We start from the raw sequence: 20,239 nt of genomic DNA, 5'->3' as shown, positions 1-20,239 counted from the left end.
GGTCGATTGTCCAATACTTACCTAGGCAATAAAAATAAAATGCAGCGATGAAAAATTAAAGTTAAATGACTCAAGCTGCTTGTGTTGGGGTTTATTATCTGATAGTTTTCTTCTATTAGAGGGTGATCTTGCCGCGTGTGCGCTCCAATTTTTGGGAAGGTGATTAAGCTCAGGCAGGCTTGTATCCACTGCATTGCTTAGTTGAATCTCTGTATGTTTCTGCTGGAAACAAGAGTTTTGTTGCAGTATGTTGTTTTCTGTTCTATTTTTATAGTGGTAAAGCAATAATGCACACTAAAGTTTAGAAGGGTTTATATTCGTTATGTCTTTGGGGGGTAGTCTAATGAATTTTGTTTTTATCAATAGAGAAGTGCATTTTAGTGTGTATTCTTTTATTGCAAGCTTTATCTCTCAAAAGACAAAGCTTGAAAGGAGTGCTTCTTCTCATTGTTCCTTTGTTTTCGTTAAAGTGTTTGGTTTTGTTGGTAAAAACGTAAGGCTTTTGACACTTTGTTTTCAAAAGATGAAGCAGATTTTTGTGGGGGGTAGAGTTTTAGAAAAGATCTTTTCTTGTTCCTTTCTACTGTTTTAGTGCAGTTTTGATCATGTAGTAAAGATGCGCCGCATCTTGAAATTGAGTGTTTGAGGAGAATGACGATTTTTAAAGTTTGCATATTTTATTTTAAATACCGCCTAAAGGAATAGAATGGTGAATTCATAAATTTTTGCGCAATGATTTTTTTAAAAGCTTACCATTTTGGGGGCTAGAAGGCTTATCGTTTTGATGATTAATGGGGCTAGTATACGGCATTATCGTATGTAAAGAAAGGTTATGAAAGAATGTGATATTGGTTAGCAAAACATATATTTCATGTCCGCTATGGTTTGATTGAGATGTAAGTCAATGAATTTATAAAGTAGATGACTCTCTGTATAGGCGATTAGAATGTATTTGTTCAATGTGTATAATTATAAAAATGTGTATAATTATAAATTTGCCATGTTATTTCAGCGTCATTAATTAATAAAAAATAAATAAAGGGAAACGTTTATGAACTCGAAGAAAACAATATTGAAAAGTAGCAGCTCTCTTGTTGCTGCTCTTGTGGCACTGGGAGTAGTTGTACAACAGGTTTCAGCAAAAACACCGGCTAATACTCTTGTGATGGCTTGGAATCTTGATGCAATCAGTACATTTGATCCTGCCCAAAGCAATGATGTTTATGCAAGTGAGATTATTGGAAATGTTTGTGATAATTTGGTCAGTACTGCGACAGATGATCCAACGAAAATAGTTCCGTCTTTAGCAACGCATTGGGATGTTTCAGGTGATGATCACAGTACGGTGATTACCTTTCATTTGCGCGATGGTTTAAAGTTTAACGATGGTAGATCAGCCAATGCCAATGATCTTGTTTGGGGTATGAAGCGGATTGTCAAATTGCAGATGGCTAATGCGGCAATTTTTAATGAATATGGAATTACAGAACAAAATGTTGATGATGCGTTGCAAGCTGTTGATGAAAAAACAGTGGTGATGAAATTTGATAAGCCTTATCCAGCAGAGCTCATTCTGAATAATGTTTTTGCGAGTCGTGCGACAGCTTTGCTTGATCGTAAGACGATCATGAAACACGAAAAAAATGGTGATTTGGGAAATCAGTATTTGAAAACTCATGCTGCTTGCGTTGGTCCTTATCAGTTAAAAAGTTGGCGCCCTGGAGAAGCGATTTTATTGCGTGCAAGCTCTCATTATTGGGGACAAGCACCTAAACTAAAGCAGATTGTAATTCGCCATGTTGCGGAGCCTGGAACACAACGCTTGTTGTTGCAAAAACATGATATTGATGTTGCTCGTAATTTGACACCTGAAGATCTTGCAGATCTGCAAAAAACAACAGATGTTAAAGTTGAAAAAGTGTTGGTGCCAACCATGATGTATTGGGGGTTCAATACGACGAATCCCATTTTTGCTAAGGAAAAAGTGCGCTTGGCGATGCGTTATCTTATAGATTATGAAGGTCTTGGCAAGAAGCTTCTCAAAGGGATTGGTATTCCACGGGCAAGTTTTATTCCTCTTGGCAATTTTGGGGCTTTATCTAGTATTCAAAAAGCCAAGCAGCTTTTAGCAGAGGCCGGTTATCCGAACGGATTTGAGGCAAATTTTCTCGTATCAAACACTCCTTATACTTTATTACTTGCTCAGTCACTCCAAGATAGTGCTGCGCAGGCGGGTGTGCGTCTTAAAATTGAACGTGTGGCAGGTACACAGTTGTTTTCAAAAGTGAATGCACGGGCTTTTGATACGGCTTTTGTCGGATGGAATAATGATTCTGCGGATCCTCATACAATGGCTTCACGTCTTGTTTATAATCCAGATAATCGGTTTGAGGCTAGAAACACTGCCTATCCTAGTTGGAAACATGGGTATTTTGATGCCAAGATGAATCAAAAAGTTGAAGAGGCGTTGTTTCAAAAAGATCCGCAAAAACGGGCGCAAATATATGCTGATTTACAACGTGAACTTATGCAAAAAGGACCTTATGCGTTTATTTACCAGCAATATAGCGTTATAGCGATGACACCGGATGTCAAAAAATGGGTTTGGAATAGTGCACCGCGTATTTTTTATAGTAAAATTGAAAAATAAGAGTGTCTTTTCGTGTTATCAAAGATAAAAATAGCTTGATCATAATTGCATGATGAAAATATTCTTTCACATAAAAGTTCTTCAGTTTTTTAAAGGATGAAACTGTGATGGATGTTTGTGCTGTATATGATGGAGGTCGTTTATTAAGGAGGGATGAATATAGAAAGTTATATTGGAGAAGATCTTTGTTTGTGGCTACAGATTCTCTGCATCCCGAATATAGATTGATGTATGAGAGAATTATTTTATAGATGCTTAGTTTGATTAAATAAAGTTGATGTTTGATACTATGCTGTTTAAAAGATGAAAGAGCAAAATTACAACAGCTATGTGTGAAAAGGTATAAGAATATAATAGGAAAAAATGGGAAAAAAATGTTGAAAAAATTTTCTGTTTTATTAGGGATAACAGCTTTTTTAAATGGGGCTATAACATCAGCGTTTAGTGCTTCATCTAAAGATATATTGGTGATGGCATGGAATATTGATTCAATGAGTAGTTTTGACCCAGCGCAAACTGTTGAAGTTGTGACGAGTGAGTTATTGACGAATATTTGTAGCGCGTTAGTGCAATATGATGAGCATGATCCTACAAAAATTCGCCCTGCTATGGCAAAATCTTGGGATGTTTTAGATAATGGCAAAAGAATAGTTTTTCATCTTCGTGATGATTTAAAGTTTAATGATGGAAGAACAGCAACGGCGCAAGATTTGGTATGGTCGATGCGGCGGATTATTAAATTAGGATTGAGCTATGCCCAATCTTTAATGGATTATGGATTTACTAAAAACAATGTTGAAACAAATATTCAAGCTCTTGATGATAAGACTTTGCAATTAAAATTAGATAAACCCTATCCTATTCAGCTCATATTGACTGTTATTGGACAGTCTTATGCTTCTGCTTTGCTTGATCGGAAAACAATTGAAGCGCAGAGTATTAACGGTGATATGGGGAATAAATATTTAGCGACACATTCGGCTTGTGTTGGACCTTATAAATTGGTGAGCTGGTCTCCAGGAGATAAAGTTGTATTAGAGGCTACACAGCATTATTGGGGCGATGTGCCTAAAATTAAGAAGATTGTTGTGCAGCACGTAGCAGATTCATCAAGTCAAAGACTTCTTTTGGAAAAAGGTGATGTGGATATAGCGCGTGATCTTTCTTCAGAGGATATTTTAGATCTTGAAAAAAAGGGAGGCCCAGTCAAAATTAGTCGTGTTTTGCGCCCCCAGATTATTTATCTATCATTAAATAATAAGAATGCAATTTTTGCAAACGAAAAGGTTAGATTGGCACTTCGTTATTTGGTTGATTATGAAGGTCTTGGAAAAACTGTTTTGAAGGGGATTGCTATTCCGCGGGCAACTTATATGTCCTTGGGTGTTCCTGGTGCTTTGGATGAAAAAGAAGGTCTGCCTTTTAAGTTGGATTTGAAAAAAGCAAAACAGTTAATTACTGAGGCTGGTTATCCGAACGGTTTTAAAGCTAATCTTTTAGTTGGAAGCCTTAGTTATATGTCGTCTGTTGCACAGTCTATTCAAGCCAATGCACGTAAAATTGGTGTTGAGCTGACAATTGAAAAAATGGCACAAAATCAATTGTTGAGCCGTGTACGTGGTGGAAATTATGATACTGCTATTATGGGGTGGGGGAGTGCCGATCCTGATGGACATCCTGCCTCATTAAATCACGTGTTTAATCCTGATCCAACATTTACAAAAAAGCACAATATGTATTTGGCTTGGCGCGCTGGGTATTATGATGAAAATATTAATAACATGGTGATGGATGCTTTGTTTGAGAAAGACCCCAATAAGCGTATCATGCAATATCGTACTTTACAGCATTATGTGCTAGAGCATGGTCCTATGGTTTATTTATTTCAGACATATTATACCGTTGGTATGGGACCTGATGTCAAAAAATGGATTTGGAACAGTTATAGACTTTATTACAATGAAGCAGAAAAATAAAAAGAAGCATGTTATAGAGAAGGATTGTAGAACATGCTTAATAAGAGGTTGTTTCGTTATATAAAAAAAGGTATTTGCTTTATGTTTTGTCGCTACAGAGGGGATTTTTATAATGGTTTTGCCACTTTCAGAGACTGAAAGAGCTGTATCAGAAAAGCAGAAAAGATTATTTTTATGGGATTTTTTATGCAAAGGATTGAAACTTCTTATTTCAGTTTTTATCACATTGCTTGGGTTGGTGACGATCACTTTTTTTCTTGGTCATCTTCTTCCTCTAGATCCAGTTCTGTCTATTCTTGGTGATAATATCAGTCAGGAAGCTTATGATGCAATGTATTATAAGCTTGGTCTTGATAAGCCGTTGATTGTTCAATATTGGAAGTATCTTCATAATGTATTTTTATTTGACTTTGGAGATGCTTTAACTTCTGGGCGTCCTGTTCTAGCTGATATTATGCGTGTATTTCCTGCAACATTAGAGCTTGCAACCGTTGCTATTGTTATTGGCACAAGTCTTGGAATTCCATTTGGTGTTTTTGCAGCAATGTATCGCGATTCATTTATTGATTATGTTGTTCGTGTTTTTACACTTGTAAGTTATTCTACTCCAACGTTTTGGCTCGGGTTAATGGCTTTGTTAATATTTTACGCCAAGCTTGGCTGGGTTGGTGGTCCAGGACGTATTGATTTTCTTTATGAATATTCTTTCGAACCAAAAACAGGATTTTTCCTTTGGGATACTGCAAGCCAAGGACAATGGGAGGCTTTTGGTAATGTTTTTAGTCACATTATTATGCCTGCTTTGATCTTAGCTTTCGGTGCTATGGCTTATATTAGCCGTATGACTCGTGGGTTTATGATTGAGCAGCTTAATCAGGAATATATCATTACTGCACGTGTAAAGGGGTTATCGTGGGCGCGAACGGTATGGGGACATGCCTTTAAGAATGCTGCGGTTCAGGTTATTACCGTTGTTGCGCTTTCTTATGCTTTTTTATTAGAAGGGGCTGTTTTAACGGAGACAGTTTTTGCTTGGCCTGGTTTTGGACATTACTTGACAAATGCTCTTTTAGCTGGAGATATGAATGCAGTTGTAGGATGTACTTTACTTGTAGGATTTATCTTTGTCGCCATTAATTTATTTTCTGATTTGCTTTATCGCATTTTTGATCCGAGGACACGTTGAATATGACAGTAAGTAATCATCATAAATCGCAATCATCATCTTTTTTGGGCGGTTGGTTAAACGACCCTGTTCCAAGCTCCATAATTCAGGCGAACATACAAAGAATTTATCACGCACTGGTTAAGTTTTTTCATAACTTTTCGGCTGTATTCGGTCTGCTTATTATTTGTATTATTATCATATGTGCATTTTTTGCTCCTTGGATTGCTACGCATGATTTTCTTAGCAATGATCTAGGGCATCGGTTGCAGCCACCCTCCATGGCGCATTATTTTGGAACAGATGAATTAGGACGTGACATTTTTAGTCGCCTTGTTTTTGGTTCCCGTATTACTCTTTATGTTGTTTTTCTTACAACCATTATTGTAGGTCCAATAGGGCTTATTGTTGGAACTGTATCTGGTTATATGGGCGGATGGGTTGATACTGTGCTCATGCGCATTGTCGATATTTTTCTTGCTTTTCCAGGTTTGATTTTAGCTCTTGCATTTTCAGCCGCATTGGGACCAGGGATTGAAAATGCTTCTATTGCAATTTCAATTGCAGCATGGCCTCCAATTGCACGTTTAGCACGTGCTGAGACTTTGACAATACGTTCTTCTGATTATGTTTCTGTCGTTCGCTTGCAAGGGGCTTCTGCTTGGAGAATAATTTTGTTTCACGTTGCGCCCATGTGTATTCCTTCAGTGATTGTACGATTAACTTTAGATATGTCTGGAATTATTTTAACGGCTGCTGGTCTTGGTTTTTTAGGGTTGGGAGCTCAACTTCCAAGTCCTGAATGGGGTGCGATGCTTTCTTCAGGGCGGGAATTTATGATGACAAATTGGTGGTTGGCGGCAATACCAGGCTGTGCAATATTATTTGCAAGTCTTGCTTTCAACCTTTTAGGTGATGGTCTTCGTGATGTATTGGATCCACGCAATGGGTAATAAATTATTAGAAGTAGAAGATTTACGTATTTCTTTTCCTACAACGCGCGGCATTTCAGAAGTTGTGCGTGGCGTTAGTTTTTCTGTTGGAAAAGAAAAAATTGGAATTGTTGGTGAATCCGGATCTGGAAAATCGATGACTGGGCGCGCAATACTAAGGTTGAGTCCAAGAGCAGCCATTGTTAAAGCTAAAAAAATGCGCTTTGAGGATGTTGATTTATTGACCGCAAGTGAACCTCAGATGCGAAAAATCCGCGGGAAGCGTATTTCAATGATTTTACAGGACCCAAAATATTCACTTAATCCATTAATACGGATTGGTGAGCAGATTATGGAGGCTTACCGTATTCATTACCGCGTTTCAAAAGTTGAAGCGCAGGAACGGACTATATCTATGTTAGAATCTGTTCATATTCGTGATCCTGAACATGTGATGCGCCTATTTCCTCATGAAATATCAGGGGGGATGGGGCAGCGTGTGATGATTGCAATGATGCTCATTCCAAAACCTGATTTAATTATTGCCGATGAGCCAACATCTGCACTTGATATTACGGTCAGACGACAAGTTTTATCTGTATTAGATGAACTTGTGACAAAATCTGGAACGGGACTTATTTTCATTAGTCATGATTTGAATATGATTGCTGATTTTTGTGATCGTATTTTGGTGATGTATGCAGGCCGTGTGTTAGAAGAGTTGCCTGCTTCTGATTTGTCTCACGCTTGTCATCCTTATACGAAGGCATTGCTCGCGAGTTTGCCACGGCTTGATAATCCTGTTGATGTTTTGGCTGTTCCTGAGCGTGATCCTGATTGGTTACATAATCCTACGATTGTTAATGGTGTTGAGGAGGTTCCTCATGACAAATTGTGAGAATATTATTGATGTTTCTAATTTATCTGTAACTTTTGGTCATAGGCATAAGGCAGTAACAGTTGTTAAAAATGTTAATTTTCATATTAAGCGTGGTGAAGCTTATGGTTTGATTGGTGAATCCGGATGTGGAAAATCAACAATTTTGAATACATTGGTGGGGCTTATTCCAGATTATAGTGGAAAGTTCCTTTTTGCTGGACAAGAAGTCGAAAAGAAAAGAAGTAAGGATTTTTTACGCTGTATTCAAATGGTTTTTCAAGATCCTTATGCTTCACTTCATCCAAGAAAAATGGTCCATACGGTTCTTTCTGAATCTCTCAAAATCCATGGGATGGATAACCAAAAGGAGCGGGTGGAGGATGCTTTAGATTCCGTTGGTTTAGATTCTTCATTTCTTTATCGTTATCCTCATGAGCTGTCTGGAGGGCAGCGTCAGCGTATTGCTCTTGCACGTGCTTTAATTATTGAACCAGAGGTCTTGTTGCTTGATGAGCCAACATCTGCATTGGATGTATCGGTACAGGCTGAAATTTTAAACTTGTTGAAATCGTTGCGAGCGAGAAAAAAGCTTACTTATTTGATGGTATCCCATGATCTTGCTGTTGTTGCACATATTTGTGAACGTGTTGGAATTATGCATAAAGGGATTATTCTTGAAGAGCTTAGCAATGATGAATTGCGTAATCTACATGCGCAACACGATTATACAAAGGAGTTTTTTGAAGCAAGTATAGAGCCTATTGTCCATAGAGAGCAAAGAGTATGATCGATTTTCCAAAAGAGAAAATACATTTTTCTGTTTTAGGTTTCGAGAAGTATTTAGTATCTTTGTTGTAATAGAGAGTTTTTGTATTTTTTATAGTGTGAAATCTTATCGATATAATTTATTGAGAGAAATTTTAGCTCTCATATTTTTCACTTTATTAGTTGTACAACGTTATGAGTCATCTGCATGACTCATAACGCGCATTATGTATTTTTTTGTATAATTTGTTAATTATAAATTTATGTCTAGAAGTTTTCATTGTAGATGAGCATTAAACTTGTAAAAAATAATAGGTGATTAATAATGCTATGTTTTCTAGGAAAATTTATTCTTTAGAGTATAGTTTGATTTTTATTGTTTTGATTTGTTTATTCTTTTTTACAATGTTAGCTCTTATTTATCAGAAAATGCTAAGTTTTATTCTTTGCAAAAGAAGAAGCTGTTATGAAAATTTTTCAATGGTACATGAGAATGATTCAACTATTTTTGTTGTTTTTTATTCTTAAAAAGAGATTATTTGAAAGAAAAATAGATTTTATAAATAAAAAAGTAGCATATTTTGTTGCCATTTTTGATAAAGTGTATACAGATAACAATACGTCTGTTGTTATAGCCTTGATTTAAAACTGATAGTATATTCCACCTGAAAAACTTGCTCCGAATATACCAGTTTTTTGAAGCTGTTGTTAATAGCTGATTTCAATTTTGCAGTTTTGTCAATGATGGCATTGATGATATCTTCTTTTAGGATTTCATAGGATAAACAGCGTATCAAGATAGAAACCACTGTCACGCTGTTTACTGCCATAGGCGGTGAGTGAAATGACCATTTATTCAATATGCTCTTACTTGCTGTCTTGCATATTCTTTGGAGTGCAAAGAGAGTTGTCCATAGGTTTCTATAAGAGCAAAATGTGTTGTAGATATTTTTCCCTTCTAGCGCGACAAAGTTAACAGCTCCTTGTAGAGCAGCATAACGAAGATGAGCACTGTTATAACCATATCTACTAGAAGTACTACTTATCAAAAAATAAGCTTCCTGTTTTTCCATAGGTGTATAAGAAAAAGCCATTCCGTTTGTTTTATTCTTTCCTTAAGACAAATGTCGCATATTGGTTAACAGTTGCACTTTGCTTAGCCATATTGGTCAATCCAGCATACAAGAGAGCACTGGGCATGATCAAAGAGTTTGTATTTATGGCACGATGTTTTTTACTTTTGAGTCGCTATCAAGCAGTACTGGTTGCAAGCGAAAATCCCAAAAATTTTTATTTTCTCCTAAAAGGTTTTGTTCAGTATTTGTTTTACTGTGGTTTGATTTTGGTCCATAAGCTTTCAGTATATATTTATAAGGTGAACCACTTATTGTGATATAGCCATTTGCAAGTTTGAAAGAGTTTTGATTTACTTTTCCAGACACTTGAATGAGTGAAAGACCACGTACACTGGTAAGAGCAGAAGTGTCTGCTTTAATATTGTTCTTTTCTAAATGTCCAGTGATATAAATCAGTGTAGTCCCTGAAACATCACCGTGAATCAGAAGATGGTCAGCTTTTTGTTTGTTTACGGCAGCGCTATCACTCCATTCGACATTGAAATGAATTTCTGCTTTTCCTGTAGCATTGTAGACTTTTTTAGTATTTGGTCTGCCAGATCCTATGTGCAACGTGTGATAATGATCTTCTGTTGGCTCTTCAAAAACAATAGAGCTGTCATTGATGTTAAGGACAGAAATATCAGAACGTACTCTTTGAGCAATATCAAGCAGTTGTTCGTTCTGGCTTTTTTTATTTGTGCTTGTTTTCAATGTCCATTTCGTATTGTTTTGCAAATCAAAGATTGTTTTGAATTTTTTTTTCGGTGCTCACTTTGCCGTCTAAGATGGAGTGATCGGCGTTTAGTGTAAAAGTGAAATCATTTTTTTTCGTTGAAGCTTCGGTTACTAATAAAACATTGGCACGGATTTCTGAATTTTTGAGATTGACTTTACCAATTGATTCATTTGCATTAATTCCAGTACCATTTTTAATGTGAAGTTTTGTATTGGTTAAATTGATTTCTGATGTTTTATTGTTCTTGGATTTTTCAAATGCTATAGCTCTATCTTCTGCTGTGGCAGAAACATCTGTCACATCAATATGTCCATTATTATTTACAACAAATGCACTATTTTCGGCAATTACTGTTCCTCCGATCATTTTAATCATCCCGTCATTTTCTGAAGAAAGTCCGATCTCAGCATTTTTAATCGTTGTATCGCCATATAATTCAACTAAACTGCCAACATCTTGGCTTTCCGCACCGGATCCGTTGCTATCTGCTGTTATTAGAGTAACATTCGTGGCTTTAATACGTCCACCATTTTGGGCAGATAATGCAGTAGTTTTACCTTGTACTGTTCCTCCCGTTACGGTAACGATAGATTTTGAGTCTTTTGCATAGAGTCCTGCTTCATCATATGACGTAATTTGAGCATTGTCCGTTAAGGTGATGCTGCTGCCGTTTTGAGCACATATTGTTGCATAGCTTGAATCAAATGATCCTCCAGAGATTGTTATGTTAGAACGATTATTTGCAATTACGCTGTTGCCTGTTTGAGTCACTTTTACATTTTTTAAAGTGAGTCTACTTTCTTTCTCTAGACGTATTCCGTTGCCTGAATTTTTATCTTTACCGGTTGATATTATTACATTTTCTAGTTTATTTTCGGTGCTCTTACTGTTCACGAAGCCAACACCAGTTGCAGAAGCCGTAATGGTTCCCCCTATCATTTTAATTACGCCATCATTACTTGCCAAAAGCCCGACAGTAGCATTCTTAATCGTTGTATTTCCATATATAATTCAATCATACTATTAGCGCTATCAACTCCTGCTCCTCCCCCATTGCCATTTGTTGTTGTTAGAGAAACATCTGTGACCTTAATATGCCCACCGTTTTCTGCATTTAATGCTAATTCTCCGGTTACTGTTCCCCCCGTCATTGTGATGGTAGAATGTAAACCATTTGTATAGAGTCCTTTGCTATTCGATGATGATGATGTAACTTGCACATTGCCTTTTTTACTACTAGTTAAAGTAATGTTACTACCGTTTCCAGCGTATACTCCTACGGTTTTCCCCTCAAATGATCCTCCAGAAACCGTTACTTTAGAATGATTATTCGCAGCTATGCCGCTTTTTGCCTGCGTAACTGTTACATTTTCTAAAGTGACTTTACTTTCCTTGTCGGCACCTATTCCTGTGATTTTAGGCTATTTATCGTTACTGCTCGATATTTTCACATTTTCTAGCTTGTTTTCATCGCTCTTACTATTGTAGAAACCAGCACCGGTTTCAGAAGCTGTAATGGTCCCTCCGATCATTTTTATCATTTCACTGTTTTGTGCATGAAGACCGACTACAGCATTCTTAATTGTTGTATTCCCATGCAATTCAATCATGCTGTTCGGACCGCCGGCGACAACTGTTCCGATTTTATCATTCGTCGCTGTTAACGCAACATCCGTGACCTTGATATGTCCACCGTTTTCTGCAACCAACGCCATTTTTTCTGTGATTACGCTTCCTCCCGTCATTTCGATTGTGGTTTCTGAATCTGTTGCATGAAGTCCAGTGCCATGAGATGATGTAGCTTGAACATTGTTGGTCAGAGTTATGCGACTGCCATTGTAAGCAGATATTGCTGCCTTTGTGGCATCAAATGATCCTCCCAATACCGTGATTTCAGATTTATTATTTGCAGTAACGCTATTCATTGCCTTAGTCACTTTTACATTTTCTAAAGTGACTTGACTGCCATTGTACGCAAATACACCACCGGATAGTGGTGCTTTGCCCTTGCCACTTGATATTATTATATCTTTTAGCTTGTTTCCAGCGTTCTTACTATTATTGAAGCTAGCACCAATATAGGAAGCGTTAATGGATCCTCCAGTCATTTTGATCATAGCATTATCTTTTGCAAAAAGTCCACCTCCATCACCGCTAATGGTTGTATTTCCGAGCAACTCAATTATGGTATCAGAATTGTAAGCATTGACAGTGAAAGTTGGGCTATTTATTATTTTTAAGGACACGTCTGTGACTTGAATATGGCCACCTTTGGTTGCAGATAATGCGGCATCTTTTCCTGTTATATTTCCTCCCGTTATTGTGATCTTGGCTTTTGAGCCTTCTGCATAGAGATCAACGTTATCAGATGATGTAATTTGAGCATTGTTAGTTAAAGTAATCGTGCCGCTGCTTAGAGCATGTATTGATGCACCTTTTGCATCAAATGATCCTCCAGAGATTGTGACCTTAGACTGATTATTTGCGACGACGCTATTCATTGCCTTACTCACTTTTAGATTTTCTAAAGTGATTTCACTGTCTTTGTCTGCAACTATTGCAAAATTTAGTGGTGCTTTGCCTTTGCCACTTGATATTATTATATCTTTTAGCTTGTTTTCAGCATTCTTACTGTTCAAGAATTTAGCGCCAGTGTTGGAAACTGTAATAGTTCCCCCAGTCATTTTTAGTGTAGCACCATCTTTTGCTACAAGACCGAAGAAAATGCTAGAACCAGTTCCTTTAATGGTTGTACCATCCAGTAATTCAATCGTAGTGTTAGAACCTTCAGCTGTTATAGCGTGCGTATTTGTACTTATATTGGTGTTTGTTTTTTTGTTTCCGATTATCGTCAAATGCTTGCCGATAATTTGGCTACCTTTTTTTGCGTGAATAATTTCATAGGTTTCGTTGGAAACTTCTTTTTTACTTTCTGAAATTTCAAGATTTTTAGCTTGTGCATTAAGATGGATACCAGACAGTACAACTGCCACAATTGCTGTGCAGGATAGAAGAAATTTTTTAGGCATCAATCCACTCCTTTTAAAGCCCCCAACATTCATTTTCCCGCCGACTTTATAAGAAGAAGTGAAAATAGATGGTTTTCAATAAAATAACCGATTCAGCCTATTTTGTTTATTATTACCTGTCAAATTAAAGTATATGATAATATAATTTATATTCAATTAAAATGTATTATTAAATAATAATTCTTTTTTTAGCTTATTATTTAGTAATTAAATATTTATTATAAATATAAAATTAATATTCAGCAACAATATTTTAAGTGAATTTTAGCTTATGTAGATTTTTGTTGAAGGCGCATAATATCGGTTACAATTTTTTCCGCATTAAGGAAAAAGGGGAGGGCAAGCGCTGTTGGGAGCAATAAGCAAAAATGAAAAAAGTTTCCTCATTTTGGATTTAAAACGCGTTTTCTGTTTAAGATAAAGAATACTGCTTGATGTGTTTTTACAAAGCGTAGCATTCTTCTTGAATGTGTCGCATAAATTTGTTGAGGATTCTTGTTATGTTTATTGTATCTGATTGAATAAGTTTCGTAGAAGAATGTTCTGCGCTGCATTTTTCACATGAATAGAAGAGAGATCCTTGAAAAGAGAAAGACGGCTTTAATATACAAAAAAAGGCAGCATATTGTGCTGCCTTTTGTTAAGTTAAATAGAATGATAGGCTATTTTTACAGTCTTTCCTTAAAACTGATAGCGTATTCCACCTGAAAAGCTTGCACCACTTATACCAGTTTTCTGAAGCTTTTGTTGATAGCTTACATCACCATGAAGGGAGAAATTGTGAGACAGTTGTGCATTGATGCCAATGCCGCCTTCAATTGCAGGTCCCATAGGATCAAGGTCAAAGTCTCTACCAATATGAATGGTGCCATCATCACCAAAAGTTTTGATCAAGTTTACTTTTCCATAGAAAGACATAGGACGGCTGTTTTCAGTGGAAATGGTTTTGGTCAAACGTCCACTAACACGGATCAACCATTGAGAAGGATTGTTCATATCAATGGTAAGGTTATCAGCATCTTCAATGGTGTTAAACATCAAATGTTGATAGGCAACTTGTGCTTGTGGCTCAAATGTTAAACCTTCCATTCCGGTTGCAAATTCTTTGCCAACAGTGGTGGAAATACTCAACATTTTGGCATCGTTCAACTTTGCGGTATTGCCTCTGAGAGCATTGGCGATATGCCCTTTTAGGATACCGTAGGATAAGAGTGCATCAATGTAGAAACCATTGTTGTATTGTATACTACCATAGGCTGTCAGTGACCATTTATCCAGCGTGTTCTTACCGGCATCTGACATGTCCTTTGGTGTAAACGACAGCTGCCCATAGGTACCTACAAGACCGAGATGTGTTGTGGTATTTTGCCCTTCAATTGCTGCCAATGTAACACCGGCTTGGAGAGCAGCATAGCGAATATCAGCACCATAACCATATTTGAGAGGACCACGCTCAGAAGATAAAGTTCCTGTGCTTCCGTAAGTGTAGAGGAAGAAACCTGTTTGTTTATCTTCTTCTTTTCCTAAGACGGATGTTCTGATATTGGCTAAGAGCGCGTTTTGTTTAGCCATATCGGTTAATCCACTGTAGAAAAGAGCATTTGGCATGACCAAATAGCTTGCTGTTTGTGGTACAGGGGCAACGGCAGGGATATTTGTTTCAGGATCAGGAGTTGAACCCGAACCCGAGCCAGAACCATTTCCAAGCAGTTCTGGTTGCAAACGGAAATCCCAGAAATTTTCATTCTTTTCATCAAACAGGTTTTGCGCAATATTGGCTTTGCCTTGGCTTGAGTCTGGTCCATAGGCACGTAGTGTATACATATCTGGTAAACCACCTCTTGTGGTGTAGCCATTTACAAGTTTGAAAGAGCTTTCTTCTGCTTTTCCAGAAACTTGAATGAGTGAAAGACCACGGACATTGGCAGCAGCAGAGGTGTTTGCTTCGACATTGTCATTTTCTAAGCGCCCCGTAACATAAACTGATGTTGTTCCAGAGACATCCCCATTGATCAAAAGTCTATCGGTTTTTTGCTCATTTATTGCAGCTCCATCACTCCATTCTGCGTTGAAGTAAATCTTTGCATCACCCGTTGCATTGTAGACTGCTGTGCTGTCTGGTTTACCAGAACCTATATGCAATGTTTGGTAATGCTCTTCTGTTGGTTTGCTAAAAATAATGGAGCTATTATCGAGATGAAGCGTGGAAATATCAGAACGAGATCTTTGAGCAATATCAAGGAGATTGCCATCATCATCTTTTTCATGTGCACTGTTTTTTAAGATCCATTGCGTATTGTTTTTCAGATCAAAGTGTACATTTCTGTCTTTAGCAATATTAGCTCTGCCTTCTAGAGTAGACTGATCAGCGCTTAATGTAAAAGTGCCGTTGGAGATCGCTTTCATTTCTTTATCATGCCACGAATTTTTACCTTTCCATGACGTTTTGTCCCAAAAAATACCATCTCCTAACAATACGTCAGCATGAACTTCTGATTTTTTAAGATTGACTGTGCCGATTGATGGGGCTGCCGCATCTTCGATGCTTTTTTCAACAAAAGCTCCAACGAGAATTCCAGTATCATTTTCAGCATGAATCTCTGCATTGGTAAGATTGATCTCATTGCTATGATATTTTTGTGGGTAATCTGGGCCATTTGGATCATTATCAGAGAAAGTTGCGAATTGTAAACCGGCAACTTCTGCTGTGGCAGAAACATCTGTCAGATCAATATGTCCGCCATTTATTACAACCAGTGCAGCTTTTTTTGCTTCTATTTTATTTTTCTTCCCATTTTGAGGAGTGTCGGATTGGGTATCTAGACCTTCAGAATTAGTATCAACAGTGCCATTGCTCGTTTTAATTGTACTACCTTCAATAGCAAGAAGACCAGTACCAACATTTTGAATGGTTGTTTTGCCATTTAATTCAACTATACTATTAAGCTCCGAAGTGCTTACACCAATGGTTGCTTCTTCGGACTCACCACCGATTATTGTTAAATCTCCGCTAATGATTTTACTTCCACTATCAGCGTAAAGACCTTCATCAAAATTTTGAATGGTTGTTTTGCCCGTTAACTGAATTTCACTACCAGAGTCCCCCGTCCATACACCAGATCGTGCTTCATCGGGGTCTTGATCAATTACTTTACCACCGACTATTGTTAAATCTCCGCTGGTAATTTTACCACCATTATAGGCTCCAAGACCGTACGAAACTTTTTCAATGGTTGTATGACCCTTTAATTGAATTTCACTATTGGGATCAATGGCTATTATACCAGAAATACTGTATTCTTGGTTTTCATAAGCAGTTATTGTTAAATCTTCGCTGGTGATTTTACCACCTTTTTCTGCTCTCAGTCCGTTTCTAACTTTTTCAATGCTTGTTTTGCCTTTTAATTCAATTATGCTTCCAAAGCCATTGGCATTTGCACCGTTTCCGAAGTTATTGGTTGTTAGAGTAACATCCGTAATTTCAATACGTCCACCATTTTCTGTAAATAATGCGCCTCCATGTCCATTCAAACTTCCTCCTATGACAGCTCCTCCTTTCATTGTGATCTTGGATTCTATACCATCTGCATGGAGTGCATTACTCTTAGATGATGCGACTGTAACATTGTTGTTTAAAGTAATGGTACTGCCGTTCCCAGCATATACCCCATCAGTGTCCCCATCGAGTGACCCTCCAGACACTGTTATTGTTGAGTGATCCTCTGCAAATATGCCTATTAGTGCTTGAGTAACGGTTACATTGTTCAAGGTTACTGTGCTGTTTTTAGCACTTATTCCTAAGGGTAGTAAAAGGTTATCGTTTTCACTTGATATTACCACATCTTCCAGCTTGTTTTTTTTACTCTTACTGTCAGAAAAGGAAGCACCAGTGCTAGATAAAATGCCAGATGAGGAGGCACCCGTTCCAGAATATGTAATTGTTCCCTTAGTCATTTGAAGTGTAGCACCGTCTTTGGCTTCAAGGCCTAAGAAAATACCAGAACCAGTGCCTTTAATGGTTGTGCCCTCCAGTAACTCAATTGCACTGTTAGCACCTTCTGCTGTTACAGCATAGACGGTTTTGTTCGTGTCTTGGTTTATATCTTTATTCGTAACAATGGTTAAATGTTTTCCAATGATTTTTCCGCCATCTTTTGCGTGAATAGTTTCATAGGTTTTATCGGATACTGGTACTGTTTTTCCATCAGAAACTTCGAGGGTTTCAGCATGTACACTGAACTGGATGTTGAACAGGATGATAGCGGCTGCAGCCGTGCATGATAAAAGGGATGTTTTATACACCAATATTCTCCTTATGAGAGCCCCAAAATATTCATTCCCCCGAAAACTTCATAAGAAGAAGTGAAAATGGATAGTTGTTATTAATTTCGATAATTGTCTTTAGTTTTGTAAGATATTTTTGGTTTCTTGTCAAAATTAAAAATTAACTGATATTAACCTTATATGAATTTATATTTAATACACAATGTTATTATAATTGTTTATATTATATAATTAAATTTAATGTAAATATATAATATATAAATTTAAATATTATTATAATACTTACATATTTTATATTATTTTTTTGTAAAGTAATAATAATTTTTTTTATGATACTTATGCAGTTTTATATTTTATCAAAGTGAGTTATGACTGTAATACTTAAACACTGTTTCTAGAACTTTTTATTATTTCTACCTTATTTATCATAAGATTCTAATGTATTTGATCTTGATATCCAAAGGAGTTGGCGACTCTAGCATACAGAACACATTTTTTCTTCTGTTGGGGATATTTTAATAGTATACGAACATTTGATAAGTTTTGATAAATAACTAGTTTTTTGTATCTGTTGATGTATCGATGGCATTTGACAGAGCCCAAGCTCATAAATCTCAATAAATTAAAGTGCTTGAAGTTGAAGGTTTGAAACCAACAGTGCTTTTATATCATCAAAGTGCACCTTCATTGAAGGATCATTGCTTTCGTTCTTTTGAATTTTTGACACACTCTTGACAAGAAAATCTAAAAAATTGCTTCTGAAGAATTTTTTATAATATAATAAAATATGTAACGTTTTTATGGTGATAGGTTTATGAGATATAAAGTTAAATTGGTAATCACCGTGATTGCTTTTACTCTCTCTGGTTGTTTTAACCTTGATTCTGAAAAGTTAAGAAGGGACGAGAGGCTTTATCATGATGCATTCATGGGCTGGTCTATGAAAGAAAAGTCTCTTGCAAAAAATTATACTGCTATCATTATGGCTGATCCGCAACCGTGGCGTTTAAACTCTGGTGATGCCAATGGAATATCAAACAGAGAGCCATGGTTAAAGATAAATGAGCAGGTTGCTGGTGTGATAAAAGCGCACAAGGCCGCGTTCCATATTGTCAATGGTGATCTGACGGAGTTTGGACAACAAAAGAACTATGATGATTATAAAAATGTTTATAAAAATCTTGGAGCGCCTGTCTATGAGGGTCTAGGGAATCATGATTATGCCAATAATGTTGGTAATTGTACAAATCCTCAAGAATTTAGTTTTTACAAAGATGCTTGTGCTATAAGTGCAGTTTCAAGAATGGTATCGGAAATCAAAAAATATCGTAGTCAATTATCGCATTTCAATGCAGATGTTACTGAAAGTTTGGTTCCCATTTCGGGTGGAAATATTCGCTTGATAAGGGGAAGCTTGAGTTATTCTTGGGATTATGGAGATGTTCACTATGTGCAGCTTCACAATTATCCAAGCTATACGGTTCGTTTGATGGGACAGTCTATGCAGGTGCAAATCAATAAATCTTTAGATTGGCTTAGGAACGATTTAGCTGCTGCTGATGCAAGAGGTAAAGTGACAATCATTAATTTTCATGATGCGCGTGCTGCTTCCATTGATGGTGAATCCTTTTTTATTCGTAAAAAGAATGCTAAAGATTTGTCGGTCTTTAAGTCAATTATTACCTCTCATAATGTTAAGGCAATCTTCGTGGGTCACACGCATTATCAGTCTTATTGCCGTGCGAAAAATGATAAGGTTTTTGGAAATATCCCTATCTATACAGCTGGTGCGCTTTTTAATGGAGATTATTACCTCATAGATGTGAAGGGAAAGACCATTCACGTTAAAGCCTATAATGGAGAAATAGGAAAACCGCTTTTAATTAAAGATCTTGGTGTTATAGGGAAAGACACCCAATTTTCCGCAAGTTGCAGTCAGTTATAATAGTTTTTTTCTTTGTTTTAAGGATGAGGGAAAAACGTATTATATGCGCGGACTTGAAGAGCAATGATAGAGTGTCTAAGTGTCACTTAAAAATAGAATGAAAAATCAGACATCTTTTTCATATTTTTTTCAAAAATACTAAAATATCAGGTTAAGCGCTATAAGTACAATGGTTTAATGTGAACAGAGCTTTAATACAAAGCGGAATAATGGTTTGTTATTCTATTTTTTCTTTTTAGGCTTTCATCTTTGAAAAGAAGAGGAGGGTGTCGAGGAAGTATCCAGAATTACCAAGAAAGCTTTTTGTTTTGATTAATTTTTTACTTATAATCTTCAAACAATTGATGTTTTGTGATGCTGTACAATTTTATCTTCTTCTTTTATACATAAGTAAATAGATACAATACGATACAAATATTGGAGTCTGTTTATATTGGTTATGGTCTCACGCAATTATCCTTAGATGACACTCACATGTCTTGACAGTTTTATCTTTGCTTGGAGAAAAGTGTAAAAAGGGGATTTTAAGAAGTTTCAGTTTAGAAAGAGTTTTTTTGCCCGCGAAAAGCTCTCTGATGCTGCCAAGGCAAGTATGGAACAAGCAGGGGAAGATTTAGCGAGTTGGATTATCGATGGTTTTATGGGCACCATCTCACAATTGACAGATTTTTTTAAATCTTTGCCAAGCCGCATCAGAGAATGGATTGGCAGTGTTGATTTATCGGACCTTTTCCATTTGCCCAGTTGGCTTGGCGGCAA

The 20,239-nt window shown here is 36.8% G+C and carries 13 protein-coding genes; 7 read left to right on the top strand and 6 right to left on the bottom strand.

Annotated elements, in window-relative coordinates:
* Positions 1–1,051 precede the first annotated feature (1,051 nt).
* From U736_RS0102870 to U736_RS0102845, 6 genes are all read left to right on the top strand, one after another.
* Positions 1,052–2,650: an ABC transporter substrate-binding protein gene (locus tag U736_RS0102870; protein ID WP_026500284.1), complete on the top strand. Its 1,599-nt coding sequence runs from the start codon at positions 1,052–1,054 to the stop codon at positions 2,648–2,650.
* A 374-nt stretch (positions 2,651–3,024) separates the two neighbouring features.
* Complete coding sequence (locus U736_RS0102865; RefSeq protein ID WP_026500283.1) at positions 3,025–4,626, top strand: ABC transporter substrate-binding protein; 1,602 nt, start codon at positions 3,025–3,027, stop codon at positions 4,624–4,626.
* Between the two features lie 112 nt (positions 4,627–4,738).
* On the top strand, positions 4,739–5,812 hold the full coding sequence (locus U736_RS0102860; RefSeq protein WP_015856298.1) for an ABC transporter permease: 1,074 nt from the start codon (positions 4,739–4,741) through the stop codon (positions 5,810–5,812).
* Between the two features lie 2 nt (positions 5,813–5,814).
* Entirely contained in the window at positions 5,815–6,744 is a 930-nt protein-coding gene (locus tag U736_RS0102855) for an ABC transporter permease (protein WP_015856299.1), read from the top strand.
* On the top strand, positions 6,737–7,621 hold the full coding sequence (locus U736_RS0102850) for an ABC transporter ATP-binding protein (protein WP_015856300.1): 885 nt from the start codon (positions 6,737–6,739) through the stop codon (positions 7,619–7,621). Before U736_RS0102855 ends, U736_RS0102850 begins: the two co-directional genes overlap by 8 nt.
* Positions 7,608–8,390, top strand: coding sequence for an ABC transporter ATP-binding protein (locus U736_RS0102845; protein WP_015856301.1), 783 nt, complete (start codon positions 7,608–7,610; stop codon positions 8,388–8,390). Before U736_RS0102850 ends, U736_RS0102845 begins: the two co-directional genes overlap by 14 nt.
* 607 nt (positions 8,391–8,997) lie before the next feature.
* On the opposite strand, the gene U736_RS11535 is transcribed toward U736_RS0102845, so the two are convergent.
* From U736_RS11535 to U736_RS0102810, 6 genes are all read right to left on the bottom strand, one after another.
* Complete coding sequence (locus tag U736_RS11535) at positions 8,998–9,462, bottom strand: hypothetical protein (protein WP_026500281.1); 465 nt, start codon at positions 9,460–9,462, stop codon at positions 8,998–9,000.
* Positions 9,463–9,585: 123 nt separating this feature from the next.
* Complete coding sequence (locus U736_RS11530; protein ID WP_143711774.1) at positions 9,586–10,197, bottom strand: autotransporter outer membrane beta-barrel domain-containing protein; 612 nt, start codon at positions 10,195–10,197, stop codon at positions 9,586–9,588.
* 25 nt (positions 10,198–10,222) lie between these two features.
* Positions 10,223–11,188 (bottom strand): hypothetical protein, encoded by a 966-nt coding sequence (locus U736_RS11525; RefSeq protein WP_155914967.1) that lies wholly within the window; start codon positions 11,186–11,188, stop codon positions 10,223–10,225.
* The gene (locus U736_RS11520) at positions 11,167–11,442 is read right to left on the bottom strand and encodes a hypothetical protein (protein ID WP_143711775.1); all 276 of its coding nucleotides are present in this window, start codon (positions 11,440–11,442) and stop codon (positions 11,167–11,169) included. The genes U736_RS11525 and U736_RS11520 overlap by 22 nt, the downstream gene beginning before the upstream one ends.
* Positions 11,443–11,643: 201 nt before the next feature.
* Positions 11,644–13,251 (bottom strand): autotransporter outer membrane beta-barrel domain-containing protein, encoded by a 1,608-nt coding sequence (locus tag U736_RS11515; protein WP_026500277.1) that lies wholly within the window; start codon positions 13,249–13,251, stop codon positions 11,644–11,646.
* A gap of 681 nt (positions 13,252–13,932) precedes the next feature.
* Positions 13,933–17,553: an autotransporter outer membrane beta-barrel domain-containing protein gene (locus U736_RS0102810; RefSeq protein WP_026500276.1), complete on the bottom strand. Its 3,621-nt coding sequence runs from the start codon at positions 17,551–17,553 to the stop codon at positions 13,933–13,935.
* A 796-nt stretch (positions 17,554–18,349) separates the two neighbouring features.
* On the opposite strand from U736_RS0102810, the gene U736_RS0102800 reads away from it, so the two are divergent.
* On the top strand, positions 18,350–19,480 hold the full coding sequence (locus tag U736_RS0102800; protein WP_015856303.1) for a metallophosphoesterase: 1,131 nt from the start codon (positions 18,350–18,352) through the stop codon (positions 19,478–19,480).
* The last annotated feature ends 759 nt before the right edge of the window (positions 19,481–20,239 follow it).

Source organism: Bartonella grahamii ATCC 700132 (assembly GCF_000518085.1).
In the GTDB taxonomy this organism is placed as follows: domain Bacteria; phylum Pseudomonadota; class Alphaproteobacteria; order Rhizobiales; family Rhizobiaceae; genus Bartonella; species Bartonella grahamii.
The sequence above is the reverse complement of the archived record's forward strand: the minus strand, read 5'-3'. Positions and strand labels throughout refer to the sequence as shown.